Origin of the sequence: Bradyrhizobium sp. SZCCHNGR1005 (assembly GCF_032489995.1) — a bacterium.
Classification (GTDB): domain Bacteria; phylum Pseudomonadota; class Alphaproteobacteria; order Rhizobiales; family Xanthobacteraceae; genus Bradyrhizobium.
In genome coordinates, this window is record NZ_JAUEZC010000003.1 from 503,708 (window position 1) to 527,187 (window position 23,480).

Consider the following 23,480-nt stretch of genomic DNA (forward strand, 5'->3'; position numbering starts at 1 on the left):
AAGCGGGAGCTCTGTTGAAAAGCAGAGCTCCCGGACCTCACTTGTTTGCCTTGATCACGACCTTGCCGCTCACGGTCTCCACCTCGCCCTGCACTTTCGCAGAGAGGCTCAGCTGATAGCGTCCGGCCATCGGCAGATCCGTCTTGAACGCGTAGACACCAGGCTCATTCGCCGGCAGGGGCGCGACGGGCGATTCCATTTCCGCCATTCCGTCCGGCGCCATGTCGACGCGCGTACGGATGATCACCGCATCCGATACCGGCTTTCCTGTCACCTTGTTGGTCAGGCGCACGGCAACCGTGACGTCATCGCCCTTTTTCGTTTCAGCATTGACCGGCTCGAAGGTGTAGTCGCTTGCCGCTGCGAAGGCTGCGGTGCCGGCAAGCGTCATCGTCGCAGCGAGCGCCGCGATTCGCGTGAACTTCGAAATCATAACTTTCTCCTCATGGATCTGATCTCCGTCGCGCCGCAAAGCGGTACGCACGGCAAGCGTCGTTACGCGCGAGCCCAAGGATCACGCGCAGCTTGTTTTGGGAGAGGATCAGACTCGAGGAGGTCGGAAGGGCGGACTGCTGCTGTGCAGAGCGAGAACCTGGTCCTCCGGAATCGGAAGCGGATGACCCGCACCCATTGGAGAATCAAAGTGGAAAGCAGCAGCAACGGCGAGGCTCACGGCTTGGATCGCGCAAAATGCCATCGGGCATTGACCGTTCGACTGGTCGCAGGGCTTGGGCTTGGCCTTGGCGTGATGCGGACAGCATTCATCCATTGCGCCGGACATGTCGGAGGCCATGACGGTATCCTTTGCCGTCGCCTCCGTGGTAGCTTGCGGCGTCGATTGGACGACCGGCGTAGCCCTCACCGCTGCCGGCAGCATTGCCACCGACAGGGCGATCATCAAGGCCATCATCGTTCGAACCAGACGCATTGCGGTCCACCTGCCCACTCATATCGTATGCGCGGAGCATAATCTCAAGCTTTTAGACTATGCATGCCTATGCGTAAAGCATCACTTGGGTCGTTGATCTGGCTCAACTTCCCAATGCACGCGCAAAGGCGGCGCCCTGCAAAAAACACCATTCGCTGAACGACAGATCGGACTGGCACTCGGTGAGTGCCGACAAGGTCAAGAGTCGCCGTTACTTGGAAAGACCCGGCGCCATTGTGCCGAGGAGACTCTCGATCGCGATGATCATTGCTCCCAACACCTGTTCGCCTAGCACGTGTTTGCACAACTTCCGGAGTGGCGCGTCGCCCCGCTCTGCCGAGGCGGCAGGCCCCAAGCCCATGACAGCTGGAACCAGCGAAAACCGGTTCGCCATCGCAAGTGTGAGCATTCCGCCGAACAACAGAAGCTTCGCAAGCAGGACCTGGCCATAGGCGGTTGTCAGCAGGTTGGGGACCGAGCCAACCAAATACCAGCTATTGACGAGCCCAGTTCCGACAAGCGTCGTGACTGCGAGGTACCCCTTGTTCGAAAATCTGAGGAGCACACTGATCGTCGGCCATTCCTCGTCGGGCGTTTTGCTTCGGCGCATTTCTCGATGCCGTCCGCAAACCAATGCGCCAGATTCGCGACGCAATCGGGACGACCACAATTCATCCCAACCTGTTCACCGTGGCCGAGCGCCTGTATTGTGAAGATATACTAACCGCGAGGACACCAACGCGACCATCATGACCCATCGAAGAGCGGGATGACGATCGAGCAAATCCCGCGCGATACCGGCCATAGCAGTAGGATGGTTCGCGGACAGACCGAGGAGATCACCCGGCTCAAACTCCTAGAGCCAAAAAATATACAATCGTTGGAAAATCTAGCTGCTCCAAGCCAGACTAATCGGCGCTGCACCAAGATTGCTCAAGAGCCAATATTGCAGGCGGAATGACAACCTGGTGTCCGTCGTCAGAATTCTGCTCAGCTCAGCTTCCAGGTCCAAATCGAGGAGGCGCAACCTCGATCAGCGTGCCCTGTTGGCCCGGCGGCCGGTTGTCCGTTCGAAAGCCCGCGAGGGGACCGGAGCGGTGAGGATGGCGCTTGTGTTACCCGCTTCCGGCTCAAAGCGCATTCGGAATCATTTCCGCGACCGATCCATCGTGAACAAAGCCCAGGGCCGATTCGGCGCGCGTATCCAGCGCGGGATAGCGACCGAAAACCGCCTCGATGCGTGGGTCGGGATCGAACGTTACGCGTGCGGTACGCTCGGGGCCATACAGCTCAGCCAATCCGTTCACGACTTCGGCGATCGAGAGGCGAAGCGCCGGGAGTTGCAGAGTGCCGCAAGTGTCGATAGCGCCGGCGGTGATGAGATTGTCAACTGCGGTCTTGGTGGAGAGCCACCAGGCAGTGGCTGCCGGCGATACCGGACAGACATACTTTTCTGCCGCGGAGACCGCATGCAGCAGCTCGCTCATGAAGGCCGATCCAAAGCCGCTCACCGGTCTCGGGCGCGCGACGATGCCGGGCAGCCGCAGCGAAATCCCAGACATATCTCCGCGCCGGGTGTGATCGGCGAGTGCAATCTCTACCATCCGCTTGTGCGCGCCGTAAGTAATGGCCGGCCGCGCCTCCGTGTGCGAGGTCACCGGCTCCCCGGAGAGCGCGCCGTACACAGCGATGCTGCTCGCGTAGACGACGCGCGGGCGGTTTCGTACCTTCGCAAGCGATTGCAGGAGATCGAGCGACGCATCGAGATTGACGCAGCGACCGAGCGCCGGCTCCACCTCGGCGCGACCGCCGGGAATGCTGGCGAGATGAAACACCAGATCGAACGAGGTACGGCCAAATTGATCCAGCACGGCGCGATCGTCAAGGCCACCCCTGATCCAGCGCAGGCGAGGGCCGGAGGCCCAGGACGGCTGCGCCGTGAGATCGAGCGCGGTGACCTCGGCTTCGTCCGAGTCCCTCAGCAAACGACCCAGCAAGGCGCCGCCCACAAAGCCCGCAGCGCCCGTGATGAGAATGCGCATCGGTTCAACCCGGCATCTCGCCAGATGCGCAAACAACCTGCTGATCGATGCGTCCAAATGGACCGGGCCTGCCGTCGCCGAGACAGGCCTCCATCGTCACGCGCTCACCGAAGCGCAGAAATGGCGTCCGTGCCTCGCCAAGATCGATCATTTCGATCGCCCTGCGTTCGGCAAGACAGCTCGACCCGGCAGCGCGGTCGGCATTCGAGACCGTTCCCGATCCGATGATCGTCCCCGCCGTCAGCCGACGGGTCCGCGCAGCATGGGCGATCAGTTGCGGAAAGGAGAACGCCATCTCGAGGCCCGACGCCGCACCGATCCGCTCGCCATTGCGCCAGACATGCAGAGCCATGTCGAGACGGCCGTCACGCCAGGCGTGGCCAACGTCGTCCGGCGTGACGGCGATCGGCGCAAAGCTGGTGGACGGCTTGGCCTGCAGGAAGCCGAAGCCGGTGCGAACCTCGCGCGCGCCGACCGCACGCAGGCTCCAATCGTTGATCTGAACCAGCAGCCGGATCCGTCGCGCGGCCTCTTCGGCGGAAACGGCCATGGGCACCTCGTCCACGACCACGCCGAACTCGCCTTCGAAATCGATGCCGTCGGCCTCAGCGACGAACGGGACGTCGGCCTGCGGCCCGAGGAAATCGTCGCTCGCCCCCTGGTACATCACCGGGATCGTCTCGAAGTCGGGGATCGGCGGCTTGTTGAAGGCTACGTCCATCAGCCGTCCATGATTCAGGAAGGCCGAGCCGTCGCACCATTGCGGCGCGCGCGGCAGCGGTGCCAGACATCGCGCAGGATCGAACGGGAAGACATTTCCAGCCGATCCATCCTCGAGCCGATCGGCGAGACGGCGGAGCGGTGCCTCTGCTTCCTGCCAATGGCGGAGCGCAGTCAAGAGGTCCGGCGCGATCCCACTCGCGTCGATCGCACGCGCTTGATCGTTGGAGATAATGACCAGGCCACCATCGATGCTGCCGTTCTGATATGTCGCGAGCTTCATCAGCCGGCCTTGGTCGGGTTGGCTTCGGGACCGAACTTGCCGTCGACCAGAATGAACAGCATGCGGCAGGGCTTGTCGCTGCGATTGGCCCAGGCGTGGTTGGTGCCGCGCTGAATCACGACGTCGCCCGCCTTCAGATCAGCGGTACCCTTGTCGAGCACCAGCGTGATCTCGCCGGAGATGACGATGCCGTAGTCGATGGTCTCGGTCCGATGCATCAGCGGGTGCGGCGACTCCGTCGTCACCGTCGAGGCATGCGGATCACCGATCTGACTGAAGGCGGCTTTCATCCGGGTCGCACCGTTGTGGAGAAAATCCTCAGTATCCGGCGGAATGTCGACAAAACGGATACGGCTGCCATGGGCCGGCGGCGGCAGCCGGAGCTGCCCGACGGTCGGATCCGGACCATTGTCGATGAGTGCCGGCGTCGCCTGTGTGCTCCAGACCTCGTGGAAGAACGTGCCGGGGATCGCGGCCAGCTCGGTGACGGTCGGCAATCCGCCGTCCGATGAGATCACGGCGGCGCCCTGCTCATCATGGCCGGTGACAACGCGGCGAATCTGCGGAAGGGTCATGCGGGGAGTCTCCTGATCAGGCGATTTCGAGGGAAGCGGCAGCAGCCGGGCCGCGCGCGGCAAACACACGTGAGAACATCACGACCGCGACTGATGAGATGATGACGGTGCCGAGGCCGAGCGCCGGATAGCCGAACAGTTGCACCAGTGTCCCGCCGAGAATGGGACCGATAGCGGCACCGGTCATCAGCATGGCGGGCGTACCGGCGAGTGCCCGCGCAGTGGGATCGAGGCGCGACAGCAGCCCGAACGCAAAGGTGTGGGTGAAGATCATCACCGCGGCGAAGATCGCCGTCGGAATGGCATACGCCAGGAAGCCGGAGCCGAAGGTGATCGTCACCGCGATCAGCGCCTGGAACACCGGCCCTGCCGGCAGAACGTATCGGGCCGGCAATCGCTTCTCCAGAACCGCGGCCAGCGGCGCCGGCAGCAGATTGACGAAACCGAGCGCAATGAGAACGCCGGTGACCGCCTCCGGGCCGAAGCCACGATCGCTGCCTATGCGCTCGATGAAGCTGAACAGCATCGCCTGCGTCAGGGCCATGCAGCTGATGCCGGCAATCCCGAACCACACCGCGCGAGGGAGATGGCTGACATCGGCCATGAGATCCTCGTCACTGCGCACCATGCCCTTTGGAAAGGACAGCGCTGCCGCCAGCGCGGCAACCGCCATGACGCCGGCGAACACAAGGAACAGCGCGGATCCCCCGAACGTCGCCACGAGATTGGGTGTCACGCCGAGGAAGAGAATTGCGAAGACCCCGAGCGCCATGCCGACGATGGCGAACACACGGTGAGGGTTGGCGCTGCGTGCGATCGTGCCGTGGGTGAAGCTCAGGCCGCAAGCCGCCGTCGCACCGGCGAGGGCATGCAGGATCGCGAGCAGCGAAAATTCCGACGTACGGCTCGCTGCGAGGAACACGAGCGCGGCAACGGCAAAGCCCCCGACCGTGGCCAGACGAGCGTTCAACCGGTTGAAACGAGGTGCAAAGAACAGGCTGCTGAGGACGGCGCCCAGCAGGAACAACGTTGCCAGCATGCCGGCCTGCTGCGGGCTGAACCTGTAGCGCTCGATCAGCGCGCCGACCCAGACCGGCAGCGCTACGAGGTCGACCATCCCGGCGCAATGCGCGATCATCAGGGCTGTTCGCCCCCGCCATGTTTCCGTCGTCACCGTCACTTGTTCCTCCCCTTTTCTGCTGTTCTTGTCGTTCAGATCGGCTGCACCAGAGCCATCACCGACTCCCGCATGATCCGCGTGTGTTCGGTCTTGTCGCCATTCTCCATCTCGATCCGGCAAAGCTGTGCGGAGTTCTCGATCACCATGCGGCAGCGATCCCAGCGGCGCAGATGGAAGCGGTCGAACGCCTCCTGCAAGGCCGCCGCACGCGCGAGCTCTTCGGCCAGGACGATTCCGCTCTCGATGCCGATGCCCGCCCCGGAGGCGAGATGCGGCGTAGTCGCAGCGACGGTGTCGCCGATCAGAATGACCCGTCCGCGATTCCACGGCGCGGGCACGAGCAGATTCGCCAGCGGCCGGTAGTCGATCGCAGCCTCCGCGGCGAGCAGATTGGCGCGTTGTGCTGCGAGCACGGGATCGCTAAAGGGGGCCAGCAGATCCGCGAGCATCTGTGGCCATACCGCACGATCGACCTGAAGCTTTTCGGGCCGCGCTTCGGTCACGAACAAATACATATGGCTTGGTGAGACCGGATTGACGCCGGCCTTGACTGCGCCACCCAGCCACATGCGCGGCCGCACGATATCGAACGGCCGCGGCAGCACCGCGCGCCAAACGCCCTGCCCGATATATTGCGGCGGCCTAACCTCCGGAAACAGTAGCGCCCTGGTCTTCGAGTGAACGCCGTCGGCGGCCACGACGAGATCGTAGCGTCCGGTCGTGCCATCGCTGAAGGTGACCTCGACATTACTCTCGTGCTGGGCGATGTGGGTATAGGTGCATCCGACCCTGACGTTGACGCCGCTGAGTAGCGTCGCATCGGCGAGGATGCGCCCGAGCTCCGGCCGCATGATCCCGCCGCCGCCGGGCACGTCGGATCCTGCCACCTTGGGCGTAGGAATCTCGCCGATCCGATGACCTGACGGCGTAAACAGATCGACGCCATCAGACGTGTAGCCGCGCTTGGTGAACTCCGCGAACACGCCGATCGCCTCCAACGCGCGCAAGGTCGGCCCGCTGACGGTGATGCCCGCCCCTTCCGGACGCCAGTTGCGATCGATCTCGACGAGATCGACATCGATGCCAGCCTTGCGCATCTGGATCGACGCGGCCATGCCGGAAAAGCCGCCGCCGATCGTCAGCACCCTGCTCACCACTGCCATGGCGCCTTCTTCCCCTCTGCAGTCCGCCCTTGCAGGCGTGTTATGACTTCGCCAACAGCTCGCCGTCGGCATCGACGATGAGCCCAACCCGGGTCAGCCGCTCACCGCGACAGGGCCCCTGCACGCACAGCCCGGTGTCGGGCATGAATTCGGCACCGTGCGCATGACAGACGATGCGCGTGCCGTCGGCATTGAGATACGCATCCCTGCGCCAAGCCATCGGTGCGCCGTCGACATGCGGACAGGCATTGCGCCAGCCGTGAAGCTGTCCGCGGCATCGCACGACGAACAGGCTGTCCTGTCCCTCATCGTCCGGATCGAAGCCGCGCGACTGAGCTTCGCCGATCTCGTCCGAACGGCACAACCGCACCCACTCTGCCGATCCGGCTTCACGCGTAATCGCCATTCTCGGAAATTCCAGGGCCGGGGTACCATTTCTTGCGCATCTTCATCAGGAAGGTCTGCGAATTGTCGGCAGACGCCGTCGCCTCGCGCGGCTGCCAGCTCGCATCATGCTGGTCCATGTCGGCATCCATCTCGACGTGGCAGCCGAACGGACTGTTGAAGTACCAGAACCAGTTCGACCCCAGGATATGCCGGCCAGGGCCCCAGAACGCCTGATAGCCCTTCTCGACGAAGCGATAACCGTTGGTGATCATTTCCGAGGGGCCGCCGAAATGGAAGGTGAAGTGCTCGACCCCGTGCATCTGCGGAGGCGCCCCGATGAGGAAATGGGTGTGGTGGTCGAGCGAGCCGCCGGGCTGCAGGAACGGCCCGGTGCCGGTGAATCGGTCGGTGCAGCGGAAGCCGAGCCGGTTGACGTAGAAGGCCTCGGCCTTCACCACATCTGGCACGAAGTAGACGACATGGGACAGCGTGCGCGGGCGGATCACGCTACCCGGCGGCGGGACGCCGAGGCTGTTGACTGGCCGGAAGACCACGCCGCCGGGAGCATTCGAGATCTCACCCGGGAGGATGAAGGGCCGGCGCACCGTCCGCTGAAAGCCGATCACGAATCCCGCATCGTCGATCGATTCGATCGATCCATCCGCAAAACGACGGACCTCGCGATCACGCCGCAACTCGGCGGCAATCGCACCGAGCGTCGCATCGTCGGCGACGCCCATCACGGTCTTGCGCAGACGGCAGCCGGGAACGGGGCCCGGCGGCAGAGCCGGATCATCATGCCGCGCGATCACCACCGCCGTCCCGTCGATCGCCTCGAAGCGCCCGCCGCGGTCAGACACATCGACGGGCGTCAGCCCGTAATCGACCAGGAAGCGTGCTGCGCCGGCCACGTCATCGACACCGAATATCAGGCTGTCCAGTCCGACAATTCTCATCACTCTCCTCCCGCCTGCAGCTCAGGCGACATGCCCGTTCAACGTCTCCGCGACCCAGTCCGCGATGTAGTGGCCGGCATTGATGCTGTTGTCGAAGCTCGCATGCTGGGAGCCACCTTCGCGGTCGGTGAAGATCTTCAGCTCACGCTTGGGCGAATTGATCAGCTGCTCATAGGTCCGTTCGGCCCAATGTAGCGGGATCTGCGAGTCCTTCTCGCCATGGGTCACCAGGAAAGGCACCCTGATGCGGTCGAGTATGCCATTGAGATGGACCTGTTCGGCGATCCGCAGGAAGTCGTCCTGATCCTTTGCGCCCCACACCCAGCGCACATGCGCCCAATAATGCGGGACCGGGAAATTACCTTCCTTCTGCAGGCGCCTTTTCTGCACCTCGCGCCAATCATGATTGGCGCCCCACGCCACCCCGCAGGCGAAGCGCGGCTCGAAGGCCACGGCGCGGGGGCAGTAGTAGCCGCCGAGCGAGACTCCCTCGAGGCCGATCCGCTTCGGGTCGACATCGCTGCGGGTTTCCAGCCAGTCGACCACACGCGATGCCCAATGCTCGGTGTCGTAGCGTGCGGGAAGCCCCTGCAGCCGCAGCGCCTCACCCGATCCCGGCTGATCGATCACGAGAGACGACACGCCTCGGCGGGCAAGCCAGGCGGGGAGGCCGACGCGGTATTTCATCTCCTTGGTCGAATCCAGGCCGTTGACCTGCACCAGCAGCGGCACCGGTCCGTCGCGGCCTTCCGCGCGGACGAGAAGACCTGCAATGTGAGTACCCTCGTAGGGGATTTCGACGCGCTCGCAGTTCTCCCGCGCCAGCGCGATTCCCTTGGCAAAGACATCGAGGCACTTCTGGTAGAGCGCCAGCCGTCCCGGCGCATCGTGCGCCTGCAGACGCTCGCAGGTAATCAGATAGCTCGCCGCCCGCCCGTACTTCTCGCCAGCCGACAGTAGCCGGCCCCTCCCTTCGTCCTCGGCCGCCAGCTCGCAGAGCTTGTCCGCCATCCGCGCCCAGGTTTCGCGAAAAGCCTGCGTGCCGCTCGCGTCGGGCTGTCGTGCCGCCTCCTGCAGCGGCGCGCACATCTCCTCGATCTCGCCGATCCGGGCGCCCATCTCGATCGCGAGATCGACCGAGAGATTCCAGACATAATTGGTCGGAAAATATTTGAACATGGCTCCACTCGCGGCGCTGAGGCGTCACGCGCCTTTGGACGTTCTTCCCAAAATCTGGATTAGCCTCGTTTGACCATTTCGAAAAATTGATTATCAAGATCGTTCGCATTGATTGTCTGAATACATCCAGCGAGGCCGGCGATGCGCTTCAACAACAAGTTCGACCTCAATCTTCTGGTGGCGCTCGATCATCTCTTGCACCTACGCAGCGTCAGTGGCGCTGCCGCGCGGATGAACATGACGCAATCGGCAATGAGCAACGCCCTGCTGCGCCTGCGCACCTATTTCGACGACGAACTCCTGGTAAAGATCGGCCGCAAGATGGAGCTCACCCCCCGAGCCGAGGTGCTTAAGGACTCGATCAGAGACCTTCTGGTGCGGGTCGACTGGGCTATCGCCTCGTCCGCACAGTTCGATCCGGCTCAATCGGATCGCTGCTTCAAGATCCTGGCGTCGGACTACACGCTGGTTACGATGATCCCGCGCTTGATGGCACGCACCGAAGCGCTTGCGCCCGGAATCCGCTTCGATTTCATCCAGCAGGTCCAGCGTCCCGAGCGTGCGCTCGAGCGCGGCGATGTCGACCTTCTCATCATCCCGGAGGAATTCAGCTCGAAGCTGCATCCGTCGGAACTGATTTTCGAAGACGACTTCTGCGTCATCGCGTGGAGCAAGGGAAGGTATGGCAAGGGAAAGCTGTCACGCCAGGAGTTCGCCAGGGCGTCACACGTCGTGATGCGGCCGGCGGCTACGGCCCAATCGCTGGAGAGCTACTATCTGGAGCAGCGCAACATGAGCCGCAGCGAAGATGTTTCAGTCTATGCTTTCACCGCGATCCCGCATCTCATCGCCGGCACAAACCGGATTGCGACCGTGCACCGGCGGCTTGCGGTCGCCGCGCAGCGGAGCCTCCCCATCCGCATCATCGAGCTGCCGGTCTCATTGCCTGCCCTGCGGCAGCGCGTGCAATGGCACCGCTACCGCTCCAACGACGCAGGTCTCTTATGGCTGCGCGATCTGATGCGCGAAGTCGTCGCCGAGTTACCCTGATGGCAGTCGATCAGCAGCGGTCAAGAAGGAACGGCCGTGCGTTGCGCGACCGTTTCCGCCCAGAGGCGATGGATCAAGGCTGGCGACTCAGTGTTTGACCGGCCCGGCTCCGGGCGGCGGCGCCGGCACCCAGATGGGGAAAGCCAGATTGGCCCAGACCGTATCGCCGCGGCTGCCGTTCTCGACGTAGAACGTATGCTGGTAGTTGATGTTGATCTGATAGGGCCCCGCATTGTAGGTCAGCGACGGGCCTGCATTGATGGACCGGAGGCGATTTCCGTCCTGCACACCGGCGAAGTTGAACGCCTTCATGCCGTTGACCTTGTCGTCCTGGTACTGATGCGTATAGCCGCCGACCACTCCGAATTTCCAGGCGCCGATATTGTAGCCCGCTGCGAAGTCGACGACGAGCGCATCGCCGCTCCGGTACTGCTGGGTCAGTTGCGTAAAGGCGTTGACTGAGTCTGTGTTGGTGTTATTCAGCAGCAAACGCGGCGAAACGGCGACCTCTAATCCTTTCGGATCGGCATAGCGATAAGCCAGCACCGGCGAGATCGTGGTATAATTGGTGCCGACATTCAGCGGCTGCCGCGCCGAATAGGTGCCGATATTCGGCATGATGTCGAGGCCGAGGGTGAAGCTCTGCATAGGCGACACCCAGTTCAGGATGATCGGCGAAAAGGTCGGGTTGGCAAAGCCGTTGGCCTGGAACGATCCTCCCGGATTGGAGCTTTCGAGGTGAACATAGGGCACGACCAGCTGAGAATAGACGTGCGCGCCGAAGAAATCGCCGGGATAGCTGGCGAGAAACCGCATTGTCTCCGATACGGCAGAGAGCTTGAAGTTGATCGGCAGCTTGTTGCCCTGTCCGTCATACAAGCCGTTCGAACTGGTGTAGTTGGTCTGACTGATCGCAAACAGACCCGGAATCGGCGGAAATGCGGAGATGAACACCCCGGGCGAGCCCGCCGGGTAGTTCGTAGTCCCGTTCTCGGCGGCCCACGCGCCCCGGATCAGTCCGACCATTATCAATGCTACGGACACGGGCCGCATCAGTCCTGTTCTCATGGATCCCCCCTTTTTAGCGGCGCGTTCTTCTTCGAAACGAGCTTGCGCCCGTCGACCTTCGTCCTGGCGACGCGCCCGCGCCGTCCGATAGCGTCATTGATGAGCGATCGCGGAACATTCGTAAAATTGATCGTTTTGATCTTAGATATTGACCGCCTCGATGCCTCACTGAAGCGTACCGATCGGCGGAGGCACTGGAGCTAAGGCGAGACGTCAGCGATGAACGGCGAGGAGATCCGGCGCATCAGCACGATTGTGCTGTGGCCGCATGGGCCCATGAAGCCGGATGCTCTGCCGGACGCGTCGATCTTCAAAGCAAAGACACTCCCGCAGCATCGGCTTGGGGCAGTATCTATGTCTTGGTTGCGGGGACCTGCAACCAGCTCAAATCGCTGCTCGAAGCAGCGGGTCGAACGGCTTTGTTGAGTGCCGTTCCGAGCGGAGCAGTCTCAGCGACGTCCCCTATTGATTGGAAGCCGGCTAGAAGGTTGGACCTCCCAACATAACGGAGATAACTCTTCCACATCAGTGAGGCCGCCAGCCTACTCCCCGGCAAACGCACCATCGATGCCAAATGGACAATCCTGCATTTGGCAATCTCTCATCGGCGGATGGCAGCAAGGGTCCTCTACGCGCTAAACTCAGCACTTTGAAAACGCTGTTTTCCTATTGAAGGGCAGCCTAGCCCAGGAGCGGGCGTCTGGATCCCATTGCGGTTTGTGGGGCATCGGGGATCGTCTGGAAATGGCTGAATGCGAGGGCCGATGGCGTTAGTCTCTCCCGAAGACCGCAGGCTGAACTTACAGGGTCCTCCCAAGGATTTGTACCAGCTTGCAGGGTCCGTAAGGAGGTAGGGCCCTGTGCCACAACAGATCAGGAGTCGGATTGGCGGACCCAACCCCGATCACAGACTATTTCGTGCCGAGATTACCAGTTGTCGATGCTTGGACAGCACGACAGGCCGGCGTGCGTACACGAATCCGTCTCTGGACGGCAACTTCCGCCTTCATCTCACCACTGCCTGGCCGGGGTACTGCCGCAGCAGTGAGCATGCGACCGCTATAGCTCGAATAACTTCTTCTCGGTGCGATGGAGGCACGCACCCGGCCCTCCCGGGCCAATGAGATAATTGTCGCAGATCACGGCGAAAATCGCGTCGGTCTCATATCCTGGATGCACGGCCAAATTCATGCCGGCGGCGATCGCCATGGTCTCGTCGCGACGGATCAGCGGCCGTTCCACCATATCGTAGCCCTGGCTGTGGGCATAGAGCCTCACCTCGGGCGGAAGGCCGCGGGTGGTCATGTAGTCGTCGTGGGCCGCGGCAATAGACCGGGCCGATGTTCCCGGCTTGAGCAGCGACAACGTATGGTCTTGAGCCGCCTTGACCGCCGCGAAGCCATCGCGCAGCTCCGCGCTGGCCTTGCCCAGCACCAAGGTGCGCGCAATCTCGCAAAAGAAGCCGCCGGGCCCGTTGACCTCGATCAGCAGCGACAGATGATCGCCCTCGGCCAAGGTGCGGCCCTGGAAGTGCCGGCCCATGAAGGGCGAGCGAATGCCGATCTTGGCGGAGGCGCCCAGAAAGATGCCCTGCTCGCTGCCGAGCTGCTGGGCCTTCATCTGCGCGGCCGAGGTGATGTCGATATCACGCAGTCCGGGACGAATGACGCGGCAGACATGCGCGAACACCTCATCCTGCTGCGCCGCGGTGCGTCGGATCAAGCCCTGCTCCTCCTCGCTCTTGATCGCCTTGATCGCATCGATCTCCTCCGTGACGTCGACGATCTCGATATTGGCAAGCCCAGCGCGCAGCGCCTCGCTGAACCCGGCGAGAACCCCCCCGGCATTGGCGAGCCCGACCCGCCGCACATTCCGCGCCTGCAGATCCGCCACGGCCAAATCGGCGTCATAGCGCACCGTATAATCGATCGACGGAAATGACGGTGTCGTCAGGATGGTACCGACTCCGCGGTGGATCGGGTCTTCACCCTTGAGCGAACGCCGACCGTTGAAGACGCCCATTTCGATCACGGTCATGAGGTCGTCGGCATAGAACAAGACCGTCCGCGGATAGCCGTTGTTGGCCGGAATGTCGGTCAGCCACTTGACGTTTCCGCCGAGCCAATCATTGGTGGCCTGCACGATGACGACGTCGATGCCGTGCTGCTTCAACGCGGCCCGCATCGCGGCCCAGCGCCGAGAGAGTTCCGCATCGCTGATGCGGACCGGAATTCGTTCGTGCACGCTCATGCGGCAGCTCCAGCTCGACCTGATATGATCCGATTGCGCATCCGCGCATGATCGCCCGCCGCAAACGCCCTCACGTTCTCCATCACAAGCGGTAGCAGCTGCTCTTCATAGCAGTCGCTCATGCCGCCGAGATGCGGCGTGATCAGCACATTGTCCAGCTGCCAGAGGGCGCTGGTGGCAGGCAACGGCTCGCCATCGAAGACGTCAAGACCTGCCCCGGCGAATGTCCGCCGCTGCAGCCGGTCGATCAGCGCGGCCTCATCCACGACCGGCCCGCGCGCCAGATTGATCAGGAAGCCGTGGGATGGCAGCGCGTCCAGCACCGTCCCGTCGATCAGGTGCCGCGTCTCGGGCGTATAAGCTGCAAGCACGATCAGGAAATCGGCCTCCCGCGCGGTGCGCACCAGTTCGCCGCGGGGACGAACAGCGTCAAATCCACGTCCCTCGCCGCGCGCGTCGCTGATGCCGATCACGCGCACGCCGAATGCCTGGCAGCGCACCGCCAGATCCTCGCTGATCGCCCCGACCCCGACCAGCACGGCGGTCTTTCCGAGCAGGAGACGCTGCGGCCAACGCTCCCATGCTGCGCGATGCTGGTTGTCGACCATCCGCGGCAGTCCCCGCCCCAACGCGAGCATGTGCATGAACGCCATCTCCGACATCTGAGGCCCGTGGATGCCGCGCGCCGAGGTGACGAGGATGTGGTTCGGCAGGCCAAGCGCCAGCAATGGATCGACCCCGGTGGTGAAGGCTTGGATCCATTGCAGCCGCGGGGTGGCCGCAACGAGCCCAGGCGTGATCGACTGCGCGAGTCCCATCAGCACCCGGGCCGAGGCTGCGTGCGCGAGCACCGCCGATGCCGACCCTCCGGCATGGATGATGACCTCCGGACAAGTTTCGGCGAGGCGCGCCGCAAGCCGTGGCACGTCCTGCGTGATTACGACGATCTCGAGAGGACGATCAGCCATACAGGACCCTCGGCAGCCAGAGTGCGAGTTCGGGAAAGATCAGGAGCAGAGCAAGCAGCAGGAAAGGCGCAATCAGGAACGGCAGAATGCCGCGATAGATTGCGCCGAGGCTGATATCCGGCACCTGCGCCTGGATCACGAACAGGTTCATCCCAACCGGCGGATGGATCAGGCCGAGCTCGACCACGATCACCACGATGATCGAGAACCACACCGGGTCGTAGCCATATTGCGTGACCAGCGGCAGAAACACCGGCACCGTGATCAGAACCATGCCGATGCCTTCGAGGAAGCAGCCGATCACGACATAAGCGACTATGATGATGCCCATCACCGCAAGGCCGGGCAGATGCAGCGATTGGGCGATCGTGGCGAGCAGCTGTGGCAATTGCGTCTGAACGACGAAGCTCGCGAAATAGGTCGCGCCGATGATGATGGCGAACAGCAAGGCCGAGGTCGATACCGCGCCCTCGACCGCCTGAAACAGCTGGGCTGCCGACAGCCTGCGGCCGATCACGCCGAGCACGATCGCGCCGAACGCACCGAGCGCAGCGGCTTCGGTCGGACTGAAAATGCCGCCATAAATGCCGCCAATGGTCAGCGTGAACAGCAGCAGGAATTGCCAGGGCTGGCGTAGCGCGCCGAGACGCTCGCGCCAGCCGACGGGCTTGCCGAGCGGGGCGAGCTTTGGGTTCAGCTTCGCCGCAAGCAGCGCCAGCGCGACATAGGACACGGTGAGGATAATCGCCGGAAACAGCGCAGCCGCGAACAGCTTTGGCACCGACTGCTCGGCGATGGCGCCGTAGATCACCAGGATGATCGATGGCGGCACCAGAATGCCGATCGATCCCCCCGCCGCGATCGCACCGGCGGCAAGACCGTCATCGTAGCTCGCCTCGCGCATTTCCGGCAACGCAATGCGCGACATGGTGGCCGCGGTCGCAATCGATGAGCCGCAGACCGCACCGAAGCAGGCGGAGGCCCCGATCGCCGCGACCGCGAGACCGCCGCGCACGCCCGACAGCAGCAGGCGCGCGGCATTGAATAGATCCGCCGATAGCCGCGTGCTCGAAGCGACATCGCCCATCAGGATGAACAGCGGAATCACCGACAGTGCATAGGAATTGGCGACGTCGAACGGCGTCGTGCCGAGCGTCGTGAAAGCTGCGGCCCAGCCATTGATGACGGTGTTGCCGGTGAGGCCGACGATGAGCAGTGCCGCCCAGACCGGAACGCGCAGGAACAAAAGCGCAAACAGCGCGAGAACGCCGATCGCACCGATCCACTGGACACTCATGCCCCCTCCCCGCCTTCGGCATGAGAGATCCTGCGCGAGGCCGGTACTGGCCGCACCAAGGGTCCGAGCGCGCACAGCAGCGTGCCGATCAGGCCGACGATCGCAAAGATCCAGAGCACCCAGAGCTGCAGACCCAGCTCCAGCTTGCGATCACCGTAATCATAGGCCTGCAGGGCGGGCGCGATCATCGCCGCGGTGACAACGATGAGAAGCGCGAGCGAGATCACGTCGGAGAGGCGGACCAGCACGCGCTCGACGCGTGAGCTGACCAGGGAATCGACGATATCGATCACGATGTTCTTGCGCGCAAAGAAACTCGCCGACATCCCATGAAAGACGAAAACGACGAGGCACGCCTCGACGATGTCGTAGGCCCCGCGGATCGGGCGGTTGAAGAGAAAGCGCAAAGTCACGTCGACGCATGTGCTGAGCATCATGATGACGAGCGCGATCATTGCGAGCCGGACTTGAGCTGTTTTCAGACGGGCGGTGAAGGTTTCAAGTGGCGCGGCGGCCATGTTGATATCCTATCGCAGCACACCGCCGGGTTTTCGGCAGGCGTCAGGTGGCTTCCGCTTTAGGCGGTGTAGGCGTCGAGAAACGCTTTGCCCGGCTTGCCTGCCTTCTCGAGCTCGCCGAGGGCCTTGTTGCGCAGCGGCGCAAGAATCTCCTTCACGCGGGAGAGCTCAGCATCGGCGAATTGCGAGATCTGCACGCCCTTGCCGGCCATGTACGCACGACCGGCCTTTTCGCTGGCGTCGAAGGCAGCTCCGAAGCGCTCGGCCATCGCGGGCCCCGTGGTCTTGTCGATCAGCTGTTGCAGTTCGGCCGGCAGTGATTTGAACTTGTTTGGATTCATGGCCACCGCGAAGGTCGCGGTGCTGACACCCGGCTCCAGTGAATATTTGATCACGGTACCCAGATCAAAGCTTTGGCACGCTTCGTAGGGAAATGTCGCGGCATCAATGATGCCCTTGGAGAGGCTGTCTGCGGTTTCGGCCGGAGGCACGGCGAGCGGCGTTGCACCGAGCAGCGGAATGATCTGCGCGAACTGCTCGCCGGCATAGCGGACCCGCAAGCCCTTGAAATCTTCGAGCTTGGCAACGGGACGCTTGCTGGTGTGGACCATGAGCGGATTGGTCACCGCCATCCACAACACCTTCATGCCCTGATGTTCCGGATAGAGGTAGGTCGGCGCCAATTCTGTGAGCCTACGCGAGGTGACGGCGCTGTTGTTGCCTGCCTTCGGCGCCGAGTAAGGCAACGCCACCAGATCTGCCATTGGGAAACGGCCGGGCGTTGCGCCATGGAGACCGACCGCGATGTCCACGACGCCGTTGCGCACGAGATCGAATTGGCGGTTCACCGGACCGAGCTGGGAGGCCGGGAAGATGTTGAGCGTCAGCTGCCCTTGCGACTGCTCGGTGAGGCTCTCGCCCCATTTTGTCAGCTCGCGGTGAAACGTGTGATTGGGCGGCAGATAATGCGAGACTTTCAGACCGATCGGCTCGGCCCTGGCGGACCGTGAGCCGACCATCCCGACCGCAGCTCCCGAGATGGCCCCAAGCAGAGCCGACCGACGTGTGATCATGGCGTTTCCTCCTGCCCTCATGCGCCCGGAGCTTGTTCGCCCCCGGTCCTACAGCGTGGATGTCTCGAACGGACATCTTCTATCGCTGTATTGTTATTCGGTTCAGATGTACCGCATCATGGTTGCGCTCGCAAGAGCCCATTCGCCCCTCAGCGCGACAGAATGCCTTCAACCCTCCGCCGGAAGCCGAGCAGCTTTTCGGCAAAGGCGTCGCGGTTTTCCAGAAAGCGCTGCGTCGGCACTGGAATCGACACCGCGACCGGACGGCCGAAATGATCGATCACGGCCGTGCCGATCGCGCTGATGCCCGCACCATGCTCTTCGAGATCGTAGGCGAGATGAGTGCGGCGAATATCATTGAGCTCGTCGATCAGGCGCTTGCGGTTGGCGAGCGGGAAGTCGGGGTGCTCGGCCAGGCTCTTCTCGATTAGTTCCTCGCTTTCTTCCGGCGAGAAACAGGACAGCACGGCCTTGCCGTTCGCGGTGCAATGGAGCGGGAAACGCTCGCCGACTGCGGACAGCGCTGTTAGCCGGCGACGGCCAGGCACCTGATCGACGAACACCACCGACCCGCCCGACAGGACGGACAGATCGACGGTTTCGCCAACCTCTTCGCCCAAGGCGAGAAGGTGCGGACGAATAATTTCGCTGGAATTTGCACCGATTGAAGCCGCGATCCGCAACAGGCCCATGCCGATCCGAACCTGTCCGGGCCCGCTCGACGTGACGAAGTCCTCGGCCATCAGCGCCGCCACGATCCGCTGCACCGTCGAGCGGGCGAGCCCGACCGACTTCGCAATCTGGCCGAGGCTCAAGCCGTTCGGATGGCTCTCCAGCGTGCGCAGAATGCTGCCGGCGCGCGCCAGCACCTGGATGCCATTGCCGCCACGTTCATCAGACGGTGGCGGCGCGGAGGCTCTGGTTTTTAATGCCCGCGCTGCGGCTTTCGACATCAGTCTCTTATCCTCCGATTGGACCGATCATGCGATCGGAATCTGCTCGCTGACACTTTAGCGCAACGGCCAAAAACACGACGACGCCGCGCGCTCGGATCACACCGATGTCCCTGACTGGCCGACGCGCCGGTTGGCATGAGCCGTTGCGCGTCCGAATTTCGGTTGACCTTTTCCGTTATATGGTACATGTGTATCGCAATGTGGGGCAAGCAGGATTACTTGCTTCGAGGAAAAAGCAGTTCAAAGGGGAAGGATGCGCATGTCCATCAAGATTCGGGGCATCGATTTTCAGAGCAACACCGACAACGCCATGGGTCTGAGGTTCACCAACCTCTCCCATCGCTGGGGATTCCAGTGCCCGAACTGGCCCTATTTCGAAGACGTGAAGATCGAGCGCATCCACTACATGGCGAAGTCTGGCGTGCTGTCTCAGCGCATCACGACCTCGATGCATTCGACCACGCATATCGATGCACCGGCCCATGTGGTGCAGGGCACGCCCTTCATCGACGAAGTGCCGCTGCCGCATTTCTTCGGCTCGGGCCTCGTGGTGTCGCTGCCGAAGAAGAAGTGGGAATCCATCACCGCCGATGATCTGGAAAAGGCCTGCGGCCATGCGATCCGTCCGCACGACGTGCTGATCATCAACACCGGTTGGCATAAGGCTTACGAAGATGGCGATTACTTCGCCTACTGCCCGGGCTTGGTCCCGTCAGCGGCAGACTGGATGGTCGACAAGCAAGTGAAGGTGGTGGGCCACGACACCCAGGCCAACGACCATCCGCTCGCCACGGCCATCGGCCAGCATCGCAACGGCCCGCTGCTGCCGCATCTGCGGGAAGAATATCGCGCCTGGTCCGGCGGTCGCGACTGGACCGAGGACTTCCCGGAATGGGAGCCGGTCCATAACAAGCTCTTCAAGCACGGCATTCTCGGCATCGAGAATGTCGGCGGTGATCTCGACGAGGTCACCGGCAAGCGCTGCACCTTCGCGTTCTTCCCTTGGAATTGGGATCGCGGTGACGGCTGCATCATCCGCTTGGTTGCCATCACCGATCCAAACCAAGCTTACCGCATCGAGAAGGGCGAGGCGTTCTGATGCATGTGAAGCGCTTCCATGATGCCAAGCCCTATGACGCGCCCAACCACCGCGGCGTGGTTGGCCTGCGGCTGCAGGGGTTTGAGCCGGGCGGCCCGACCAACCAATGGGTCGGCCTCTCGCAATTCCTGCCAGGTGGCGGCGCCGGTCCGGATTCGACGCCGTTCGAGAAGGTCTATGTCGTCCTCGCCGGCGAGATGACGGTGATCGTAGACGGGAAGGAGACCGTGCTCAGTCCCTATGACAGCTGCACCATCGCGCCGAACGAGGTCCGCGAGATCGTCAATCGCCGCAATGATGTCTGCACCATGCTGGTCATCATCCCCTATCCGCCGGGTGTCACGCCATGAGCAAGAGCGCGAACTTCCTGAAAAATCCCCTGTCTCTGTTCGATATCGGCGGCAAGGTCGCGGTCGTGACCGGCGCCTCGGGTGCGTTTGGCGCGCTGGCTGTCCAGGTGCTGGCCGGAGCCGGTGCCAAGGTCGCTGCGGTCGCCGGCAATGCTGAAGCGCTGGACAAGACGGTCGCCGATGCGAGAGCGCTCGGCGCCGAGGCGCTGAGCATCCAAGCGCGCCCGCGCGATGAGAAGACCTGCGACGACATTGTTGCCAAGACGGTCGCTGCCTTCGGCGGCGTCGATATCCTCGTCGTCGCCTCCGGCAAGAACGACGTATCCAAAATCGTCGACATGGCGCCAGCGCGCTTCCTCGACGTGATGGATGCCAATGTGACGCAGTCCTGGCTGATGGCCAAGGCAGCCGGCAAGCAGATGCTGGCGCAGGGCCGCGGCGGCAAGATCGTGCTGATGTCCTCGGCGCGCGGCAAGCTCGGCCATCCCGCCGGCTATTCGGCCTATTGCGCCTCGAAATCCGCGATCGACGGCATCACTCGCGCACTCGGCTGCGAATGGGGCGATAGCGGCATCACCGTCAATGCGATCGCGCCAACGGTGTTCCGCTCGCCGCTGACGGCCTGGATGTTCGAGGACACCGAGCGGGCGCGCGACGTACGCAAAGGCTTTCTGGCCCGCGTTCCCAAGGGACGGCTCGGCGAGCCGCAGGATCTCGCAGGTCCCCTGCTGTTCCTGGTCTCGCGAGCCTCGGATTTCTACACCGGCCATACCCTCGACGCCGACGGCGGCTACACGGCGGGATAATCCCCGCCGCCGAACTCCTGACAGCTGGAGACAGGCATGTTGCAGCGGATTGCAGTGATCGGTGGCGGCACGATGGGGCGCGGCATCGCGGCCGCGTTCGCGCTGCGCGGCTTTCCGGTGAACTTGGTCGAACCCTCGGCCGCGCAGCGCGCCACCATCAGGTCTGAGGTCGAGGCCGGCTATGACCTCCTGGTGGACGAGGCATCTGTCGCAGCGGACGCGGCCACAGCCGCCATCGAGCGCATCACTCTATTCGAATCCTTGGCGCCAGCAGTCCAAGACCGCGACTTCATCGTCGAGGCCGCGCCCGAGAAGCTGGAGCTGAAGCAGGCGCTGTTGGCAGAGCTCGACAGTCTGGCGCCGGCTCACGCGATCTTCGCCACCAACACCTCGAGCCTGCCGCTCGCGCCAATGATTGCAGCTCTGCCGGGGGCGCGTCAGGCCCGCACGCTGGTGACGCATTGGTACAACCCGCCGCTGCTGATGCCGCTGGTCGAAATCTCCGCCTTCGGCAACATGCCGCCTGACCTGCTCGAAGAGGTCATAGCCCTGCATCGGCAGATCGACAAGCGCATCGCCAAGGTGGCGAAGGATGTGCCAGGCCTGATTGCCAATCGGATTCAGCAGGCGATCGCGCGCGAGGTGTTCTCCCTGATCGAGCAGGGCGTCGCCGACGCCGCCGACGTCGACACCGCGCTGAAATTCGGCCCGGCCTTCCGCTATGCCACCACCGGCCAGCTCGAGGTCGCCGATTTTGGCGGCCTCGATATCTGGCTCACCGTCGGCGACAATCTGCTCGCGGCGATGGACGCCTCGCGCCAGGCCAGCCCGTTGCTGCGGCAGAAGGTCGCCGAGGGCAAGCTCGGGATCAAGACGGGTGAAGGATTCTACGTCTACGACAAGGAGAACATCCCTGCGATCCGCCGCGCCTTTCTCGGGCGCCTGGTGAAACAGCTCAAGGCGTCAAGCGATTATTCGTGAGATTCTAGTCAACGATCAAGCCGTAACGCCGCTGGTGCACAAAGGAGAGGAAAAAGATTTATGGCCGACACCATCATCACCGTCGCTCCCACCGGCGCGTTTCCAACCAAGGAGCACAATCCAGCAATTCCACTCACGCCACGCGAAATTGCCGAGGACGTCTACGAATGCTGGCAGGCCGGCGCAGCAATCGCGCATTTGCATATGCGCGACGATGCCGGCAAGGGTACCATGGACAAAGGTCGATTTATCGAGACCGTCGGACGCATCCGCCAACGCTGCGACGTCGTGCTGAACCTCACCACGTCAGGCGACCTGAACGCGACAGATGAGACCCGCATGGCGCATCTGATCGAGCTGAAACCCGAGCTCGCTTCCTTCGACGCTGGCTCGATGAATTGGATGCATTCGACGCTGTTCATCAATCATCCGGCCTTCCTTGAGAGGCTTGCCGGAGTCATGAACGAGAACGACGTTATGCCGGAGATCGAGGTATTCGATCCGGGCATGCTCTACAACGCCATCCACTACATGAAGAAAAGCGTGTTGCGAGGACCCGGCTATTTCCAGTTCGTACTGGGCGCAGCCGGAGGTATCGCCGCTACGGTCGAAAACCTCGTGTTCCTCAAGAGCCTCTTGCCACGTCATGCGGAGTGGTCGGCTTTCGGCATCGGCGCTGGCCATCTGCCAATCTTGTTCGCCACCCTTTCGCTAGGGGGGCATATCAGGGTCGGTATGGAGGACAACGTACTCTATGCCAAGGGCCGCCTTGCCAAGAACAATGCTGAGTTTGTTGCCCGCGCTGCACGTCTCGTTCGCGAAGCAAACGGGAGCGTTGCAACCGCACCCAGCGCGCGGGAGATACTCAACCTTTCGGGACGACCATCTCACGCCGCGTAGCATGGTGTCTCGCGCTTGAGACGAAGACAATAAGCAAGATCAACGATAACTACATCGGGAGGAAACGGTGGAATTCGAGGACTGCAATCATCTGCTTGATCCCGGCTATCTTCCGTTCGAGTCGGGCTACAAGGATCTCGCCGCCGGCAAGAAGCTGGTCGCCGCCTTGACGCGGATGCCGGGCTGCCGCGCCAAGATGGTGCACTGGTGGTTCGGCTGGCTCGGCGGCATCGAGCAATACAAGCTCTGGCATCCGCGGGATCATGTCGCCAGTGCCTGGCTCAACCGAGTCGACGGCAACTATATCGGCGCCTCTCACGTCGTCAGCGAATATATGGTAGGTCCTACAGGGCCGCTTTATGATCTCGTCATCGACTTCCACCATCCGCACGAGATCTTCGACGCCGCACGCTATGACGCCTCCGGCGCAGTCGCAGTCTGCGCGCGCATCGGCGATCAGGACGCGCCGGTCCATGTCGGCCGGATGTGTCATTTCGTGCGGGATACCGATTATGGCTGCGAGATGCGCTCCCGCTTCTGGCTCGGCATTCTCGCCGACAAGAAGACGCGCGAGCCGGTGCCCGAACATATCGCCGTCGAAGGGCGCAAGCGCCAGCTCAACGACGATTTCACCCGACGCCTGCACCAGCACGCCACCGAGGAAATGGGTTACCTCGCCGAGATCTTGCCCGTCCTGTACCGGCGCTATACCGGCGACAACACGTTCTAAGGCGGCGCGGGGCGCTCCGGC

At 62.8% G+C, this 23,480-nt stretch carries 25 protein-coding genes; 7 read left to right on the forward strand and 18 right to left on the reverse strand.

What is annotated here, in order from left to right:
- Positions 1-37 precede the first annotated feature (37 nt).
- From QXZ85_RS14760 to QXZ85_RS14810, 11 genes are all read right to left on the reverse strand, one after another.
- Positions 38-433 carry a FixH family protein gene (locus QXZ85_RS14760; protein WP_315741983.1) on the reverse strand — a complete coding sequence of 132 codons (396 nt, stop codon included), beginning with the start codon at positions 431-433 and terminating at the stop codon, positions 38-40.
- 108 nt (positions 434-541) lie between these two features.
- Positions 542-901: a hypothetical protein gene (locus tag QXZ85_RS14765; RefSeq protein ID WP_315765354.1), complete on the reverse strand. Its 360-nt coding sequence runs from the start codon at positions 899-901 to the stop codon at positions 542-544.
- 238 nt (positions 902-1,139) lie between these two features.
- Positions 1,140-1,538, reverse strand: a complete 399-nt coding sequence (locus QXZ85_RS14770) for a CopD family protein (protein WP_315741985.1) — start codon at positions 1,536-1,538, stop codon at positions 1,140-1,142.
- 520 nt (positions 1,539-2,058) lie between these two features.
- Positions 2,059-2,970, reverse strand: coding sequence for an NAD-dependent epimerase/dehydratase family protein (locus tag QXZ85_RS14775; RefSeq protein WP_316174365.1), 912 nt, complete (start codon positions 2,968-2,970; stop codon positions 2,059-2,061).
- A gap of 4 nt (positions 2,971-2,974) precedes the next feature.
- Entirely contained in the window at positions 2,975-3,973 is a 999-nt protein-coding gene (locus tag QXZ85_RS14780; RefSeq protein ID WP_315704776.1) for a fumarylacetoacetate hydrolase family protein, read from the reverse strand.
- Positions 3,973-4,548, reverse strand: a complete 576-nt coding sequence (locus QXZ85_RS14785) for a cupin domain-containing protein (protein ID WP_315704777.1) — start codon at positions 4,546-4,548, stop codon at positions 3,973-3,975. Before QXZ85_RS14785 ends, QXZ85_RS14780 begins: the two co-directional genes overlap by 1 nt.
- A 16-nt stretch (positions 4,549-4,564) precedes the next feature.
- Positions 4,565-5,722, reverse strand: coding sequence for an MFS transporter (locus QXZ85_RS14790; RefSeq protein ID WP_315704970.1), 1,158 nt, complete (start codon positions 5,720-5,722; stop codon positions 4,565-4,567).
- A 38-nt stretch (positions 5,723-5,760) separates the two neighbouring features.
- Positions 5,761-6,891, reverse strand: coding sequence for an FAD-dependent oxidoreductase (locus QXZ85_RS14795; protein ID WP_315704778.1), 1,131 nt, complete (start codon positions 6,889-6,891; stop codon positions 5,761-5,763).
- A gap of 40 nt (positions 6,892-6,931) precedes the next feature.
- Positions 6,932-7,297 (reverse strand): Rieske (2Fe-2S) protein, encoded by a 366-nt coding sequence (locus QXZ85_RS14800; RefSeq protein ID WP_315704779.1) that lies wholly within the window; start codon positions 7,295-7,297, stop codon positions 6,932-6,934.
- Positions 7,281-8,234: a VOC family protein gene (locus QXZ85_RS14805; RefSeq protein WP_315727660.1), complete on the reverse strand. Its 954-nt coding sequence runs from the start codon at positions 8,232-8,234 to the stop codon at positions 7,281-7,283. The genes QXZ85_RS14800 and QXZ85_RS14805 overlap by 17 nt, the downstream gene beginning before the upstream one ends.
- Positions 8,235-8,255: 21 nt before the next feature.
- Entirely contained in the window at positions 8,256-9,413 is a 1,158-nt protein-coding gene (locus tag QXZ85_RS14810; protein WP_315741988.1) for an alpha/beta hydrolase family protein, read from the reverse strand.
- Between the two features lie 141 nt (positions 9,414-9,554).
- Between QXZ85_RS14810 and QXZ85_RS14815 the strand changes: the two genes are divergently transcribed.
- Positions 9,555-10,463, forward strand: a complete 909-nt coding sequence (locus QXZ85_RS14815; RefSeq protein WP_316174367.1) for a LysR family transcriptional regulator — start codon at positions 9,555-9,557, stop codon at positions 10,461-10,463.
- Between the two features lie 87 nt (positions 10,464-10,550).
- On the opposite strand, the gene QXZ85_RS14820 is transcribed toward QXZ85_RS14815, so the two are convergent.
- The 7 genes from QXZ85_RS14820 to QXZ85_RS14850 all read right to left on the reverse strand — a co-directional run bounded on the left by QXZ85_RS14820 (position 10,551) and on the right by QXZ85_RS14850 (position 18,590).
- The gene (locus QXZ85_RS14820; protein ID WP_409998393.1) at positions 10,551-11,531 is read right to left on the reverse strand and encodes a transporter; all 981 of its coding nucleotides are present in this window, start codon (positions 11,529-11,531) and stop codon (positions 10,551-10,553) included.
- A 1,059-nt stretch (positions 11,532-12,590) separates the two neighbouring features.
- Complete coding sequence (locus QXZ85_RS14825; RefSeq protein ID WP_315704783.1) at positions 12,591-13,781, reverse strand: M24 family metallopeptidase; 1,191 nt, start codon at positions 13,779-13,781, stop codon at positions 12,591-12,593.
- Complete coding sequence (locus QXZ85_RS14830; RefSeq protein WP_316174369.1) at positions 13,778-14,749, reverse strand: D-2-hydroxyacid dehydrogenase; 972 nt, start codon at positions 14,747-14,749, stop codon at positions 13,778-13,780. The genes QXZ85_RS14825 and QXZ85_RS14830 overlap by 4 nt, the downstream gene beginning before the upstream one ends.
- Positions 14,742-16,046, reverse strand: a complete 1,305-nt coding sequence (locus QXZ85_RS14835) for a TRAP transporter large permease (RefSeq protein WP_315806390.1) — start codon at positions 16,044-16,046, stop codon at positions 14,742-14,744. The genes QXZ85_RS14830 and QXZ85_RS14835 overlap by 8 nt, the downstream gene beginning before the upstream one ends.
- Positions 16,043-16,564 (reverse strand): TRAP transporter small permease, encoded by a 522-nt coding sequence (locus tag QXZ85_RS14840; RefSeq protein ID WP_315727650.1) that lies wholly within the window; start codon positions 16,562-16,564, stop codon positions 16,043-16,045. The genes QXZ85_RS14835 and QXZ85_RS14840 overlap by 4 nt, the downstream gene beginning before the upstream one ends.
- 59 nt (positions 16,565-16,623) lie before the next feature.
- Positions 16,624-17,637: a TRAP transporter substrate-binding protein gene (locus QXZ85_RS14845; RefSeq protein ID WP_315727648.1), complete on the reverse strand. Its 1,014-nt coding sequence runs from the start codon at positions 17,635-17,637 to the stop codon at positions 16,624-16,626.
- 149 nt (positions 17,638-17,786) lie between these two features.
- Positions 17,787-18,590, reverse strand: coding sequence for an IclR family transcriptional regulator (locus QXZ85_RS14850; protein WP_315704788.1), 804 nt, complete (start codon positions 18,588-18,590; stop codon positions 17,787-17,789).
- A 262-nt stretch (positions 18,591-18,852) separates the two neighbouring features.
- Here QXZ85_RS14850 and QXZ85_RS14855 point away from each other — a divergent pair, with 262 nt between their 5' ends.
- From QXZ85_RS14855 to QXZ85_RS14880, 6 genes are all read left to right on the forward strand, one after another.
- Positions 18,853-19,692 carry a cyclase family protein gene (locus QXZ85_RS14855; protein WP_315704789.1) on the forward strand — a complete coding sequence of 280 codons (840 nt, stop codon included), beginning with the start codon at positions 18,853-18,855 and terminating at the stop codon, positions 19,690-19,692.
- On the forward strand, positions 19,692-20,042 hold the full coding sequence (locus tag QXZ85_RS14860) for a cupin domain-containing protein (RefSeq protein WP_315704790.1): 351 nt from the start codon (positions 19,692-19,694) through the stop codon (positions 20,040-20,042). The genes QXZ85_RS14855 and QXZ85_RS14860 overlap by 1 nt, the downstream gene beginning before the upstream one ends.
- Positions 20,039-20,848, forward strand: a complete 810-nt coding sequence (locus QXZ85_RS14865; protein ID WP_315704791.1) for an SDR family NAD(P)-dependent oxidoreductase — start codon at positions 20,039-20,041, stop codon at positions 20,846-20,848. The genes QXZ85_RS14860 and QXZ85_RS14865 overlap by 4 nt, the downstream gene beginning before the upstream one ends.
- Positions 20,849-20,884: 36 nt before the next feature.
- Positions 20,885-21,829, forward strand: coding sequence for a 3-hydroxyacyl-CoA dehydrogenase family protein (locus tag QXZ85_RS14870; protein ID WP_315729648.1), 945 nt, complete (start codon positions 20,885-20,887; stop codon positions 21,827-21,829).
- A gap of 60 nt (positions 21,830-21,889) precedes the next feature.
- Positions 21,890-22,729, forward strand: coding sequence for a 3-keto-5-aminohexanoate cleavage protein (locus QXZ85_RS14875; RefSeq protein ID WP_315704793.1), 840 nt, complete (start codon positions 21,890-21,892; stop codon positions 22,727-22,729).
- Positions 22,730-22,796: 67 nt separating this feature from the next.
- Positions 22,797-23,459 carry a DAPG hydrolase family protein gene (locus tag QXZ85_RS14880; protein ID WP_315704794.1) on the forward strand — a complete coding sequence of 221 codons (663 nt, stop codon included), beginning with the start codon at positions 22,797-22,799 and terminating at the stop codon, positions 23,457-23,459.
- Positions 23,460-23,480 lie beyond the last annotated feature (21 nt).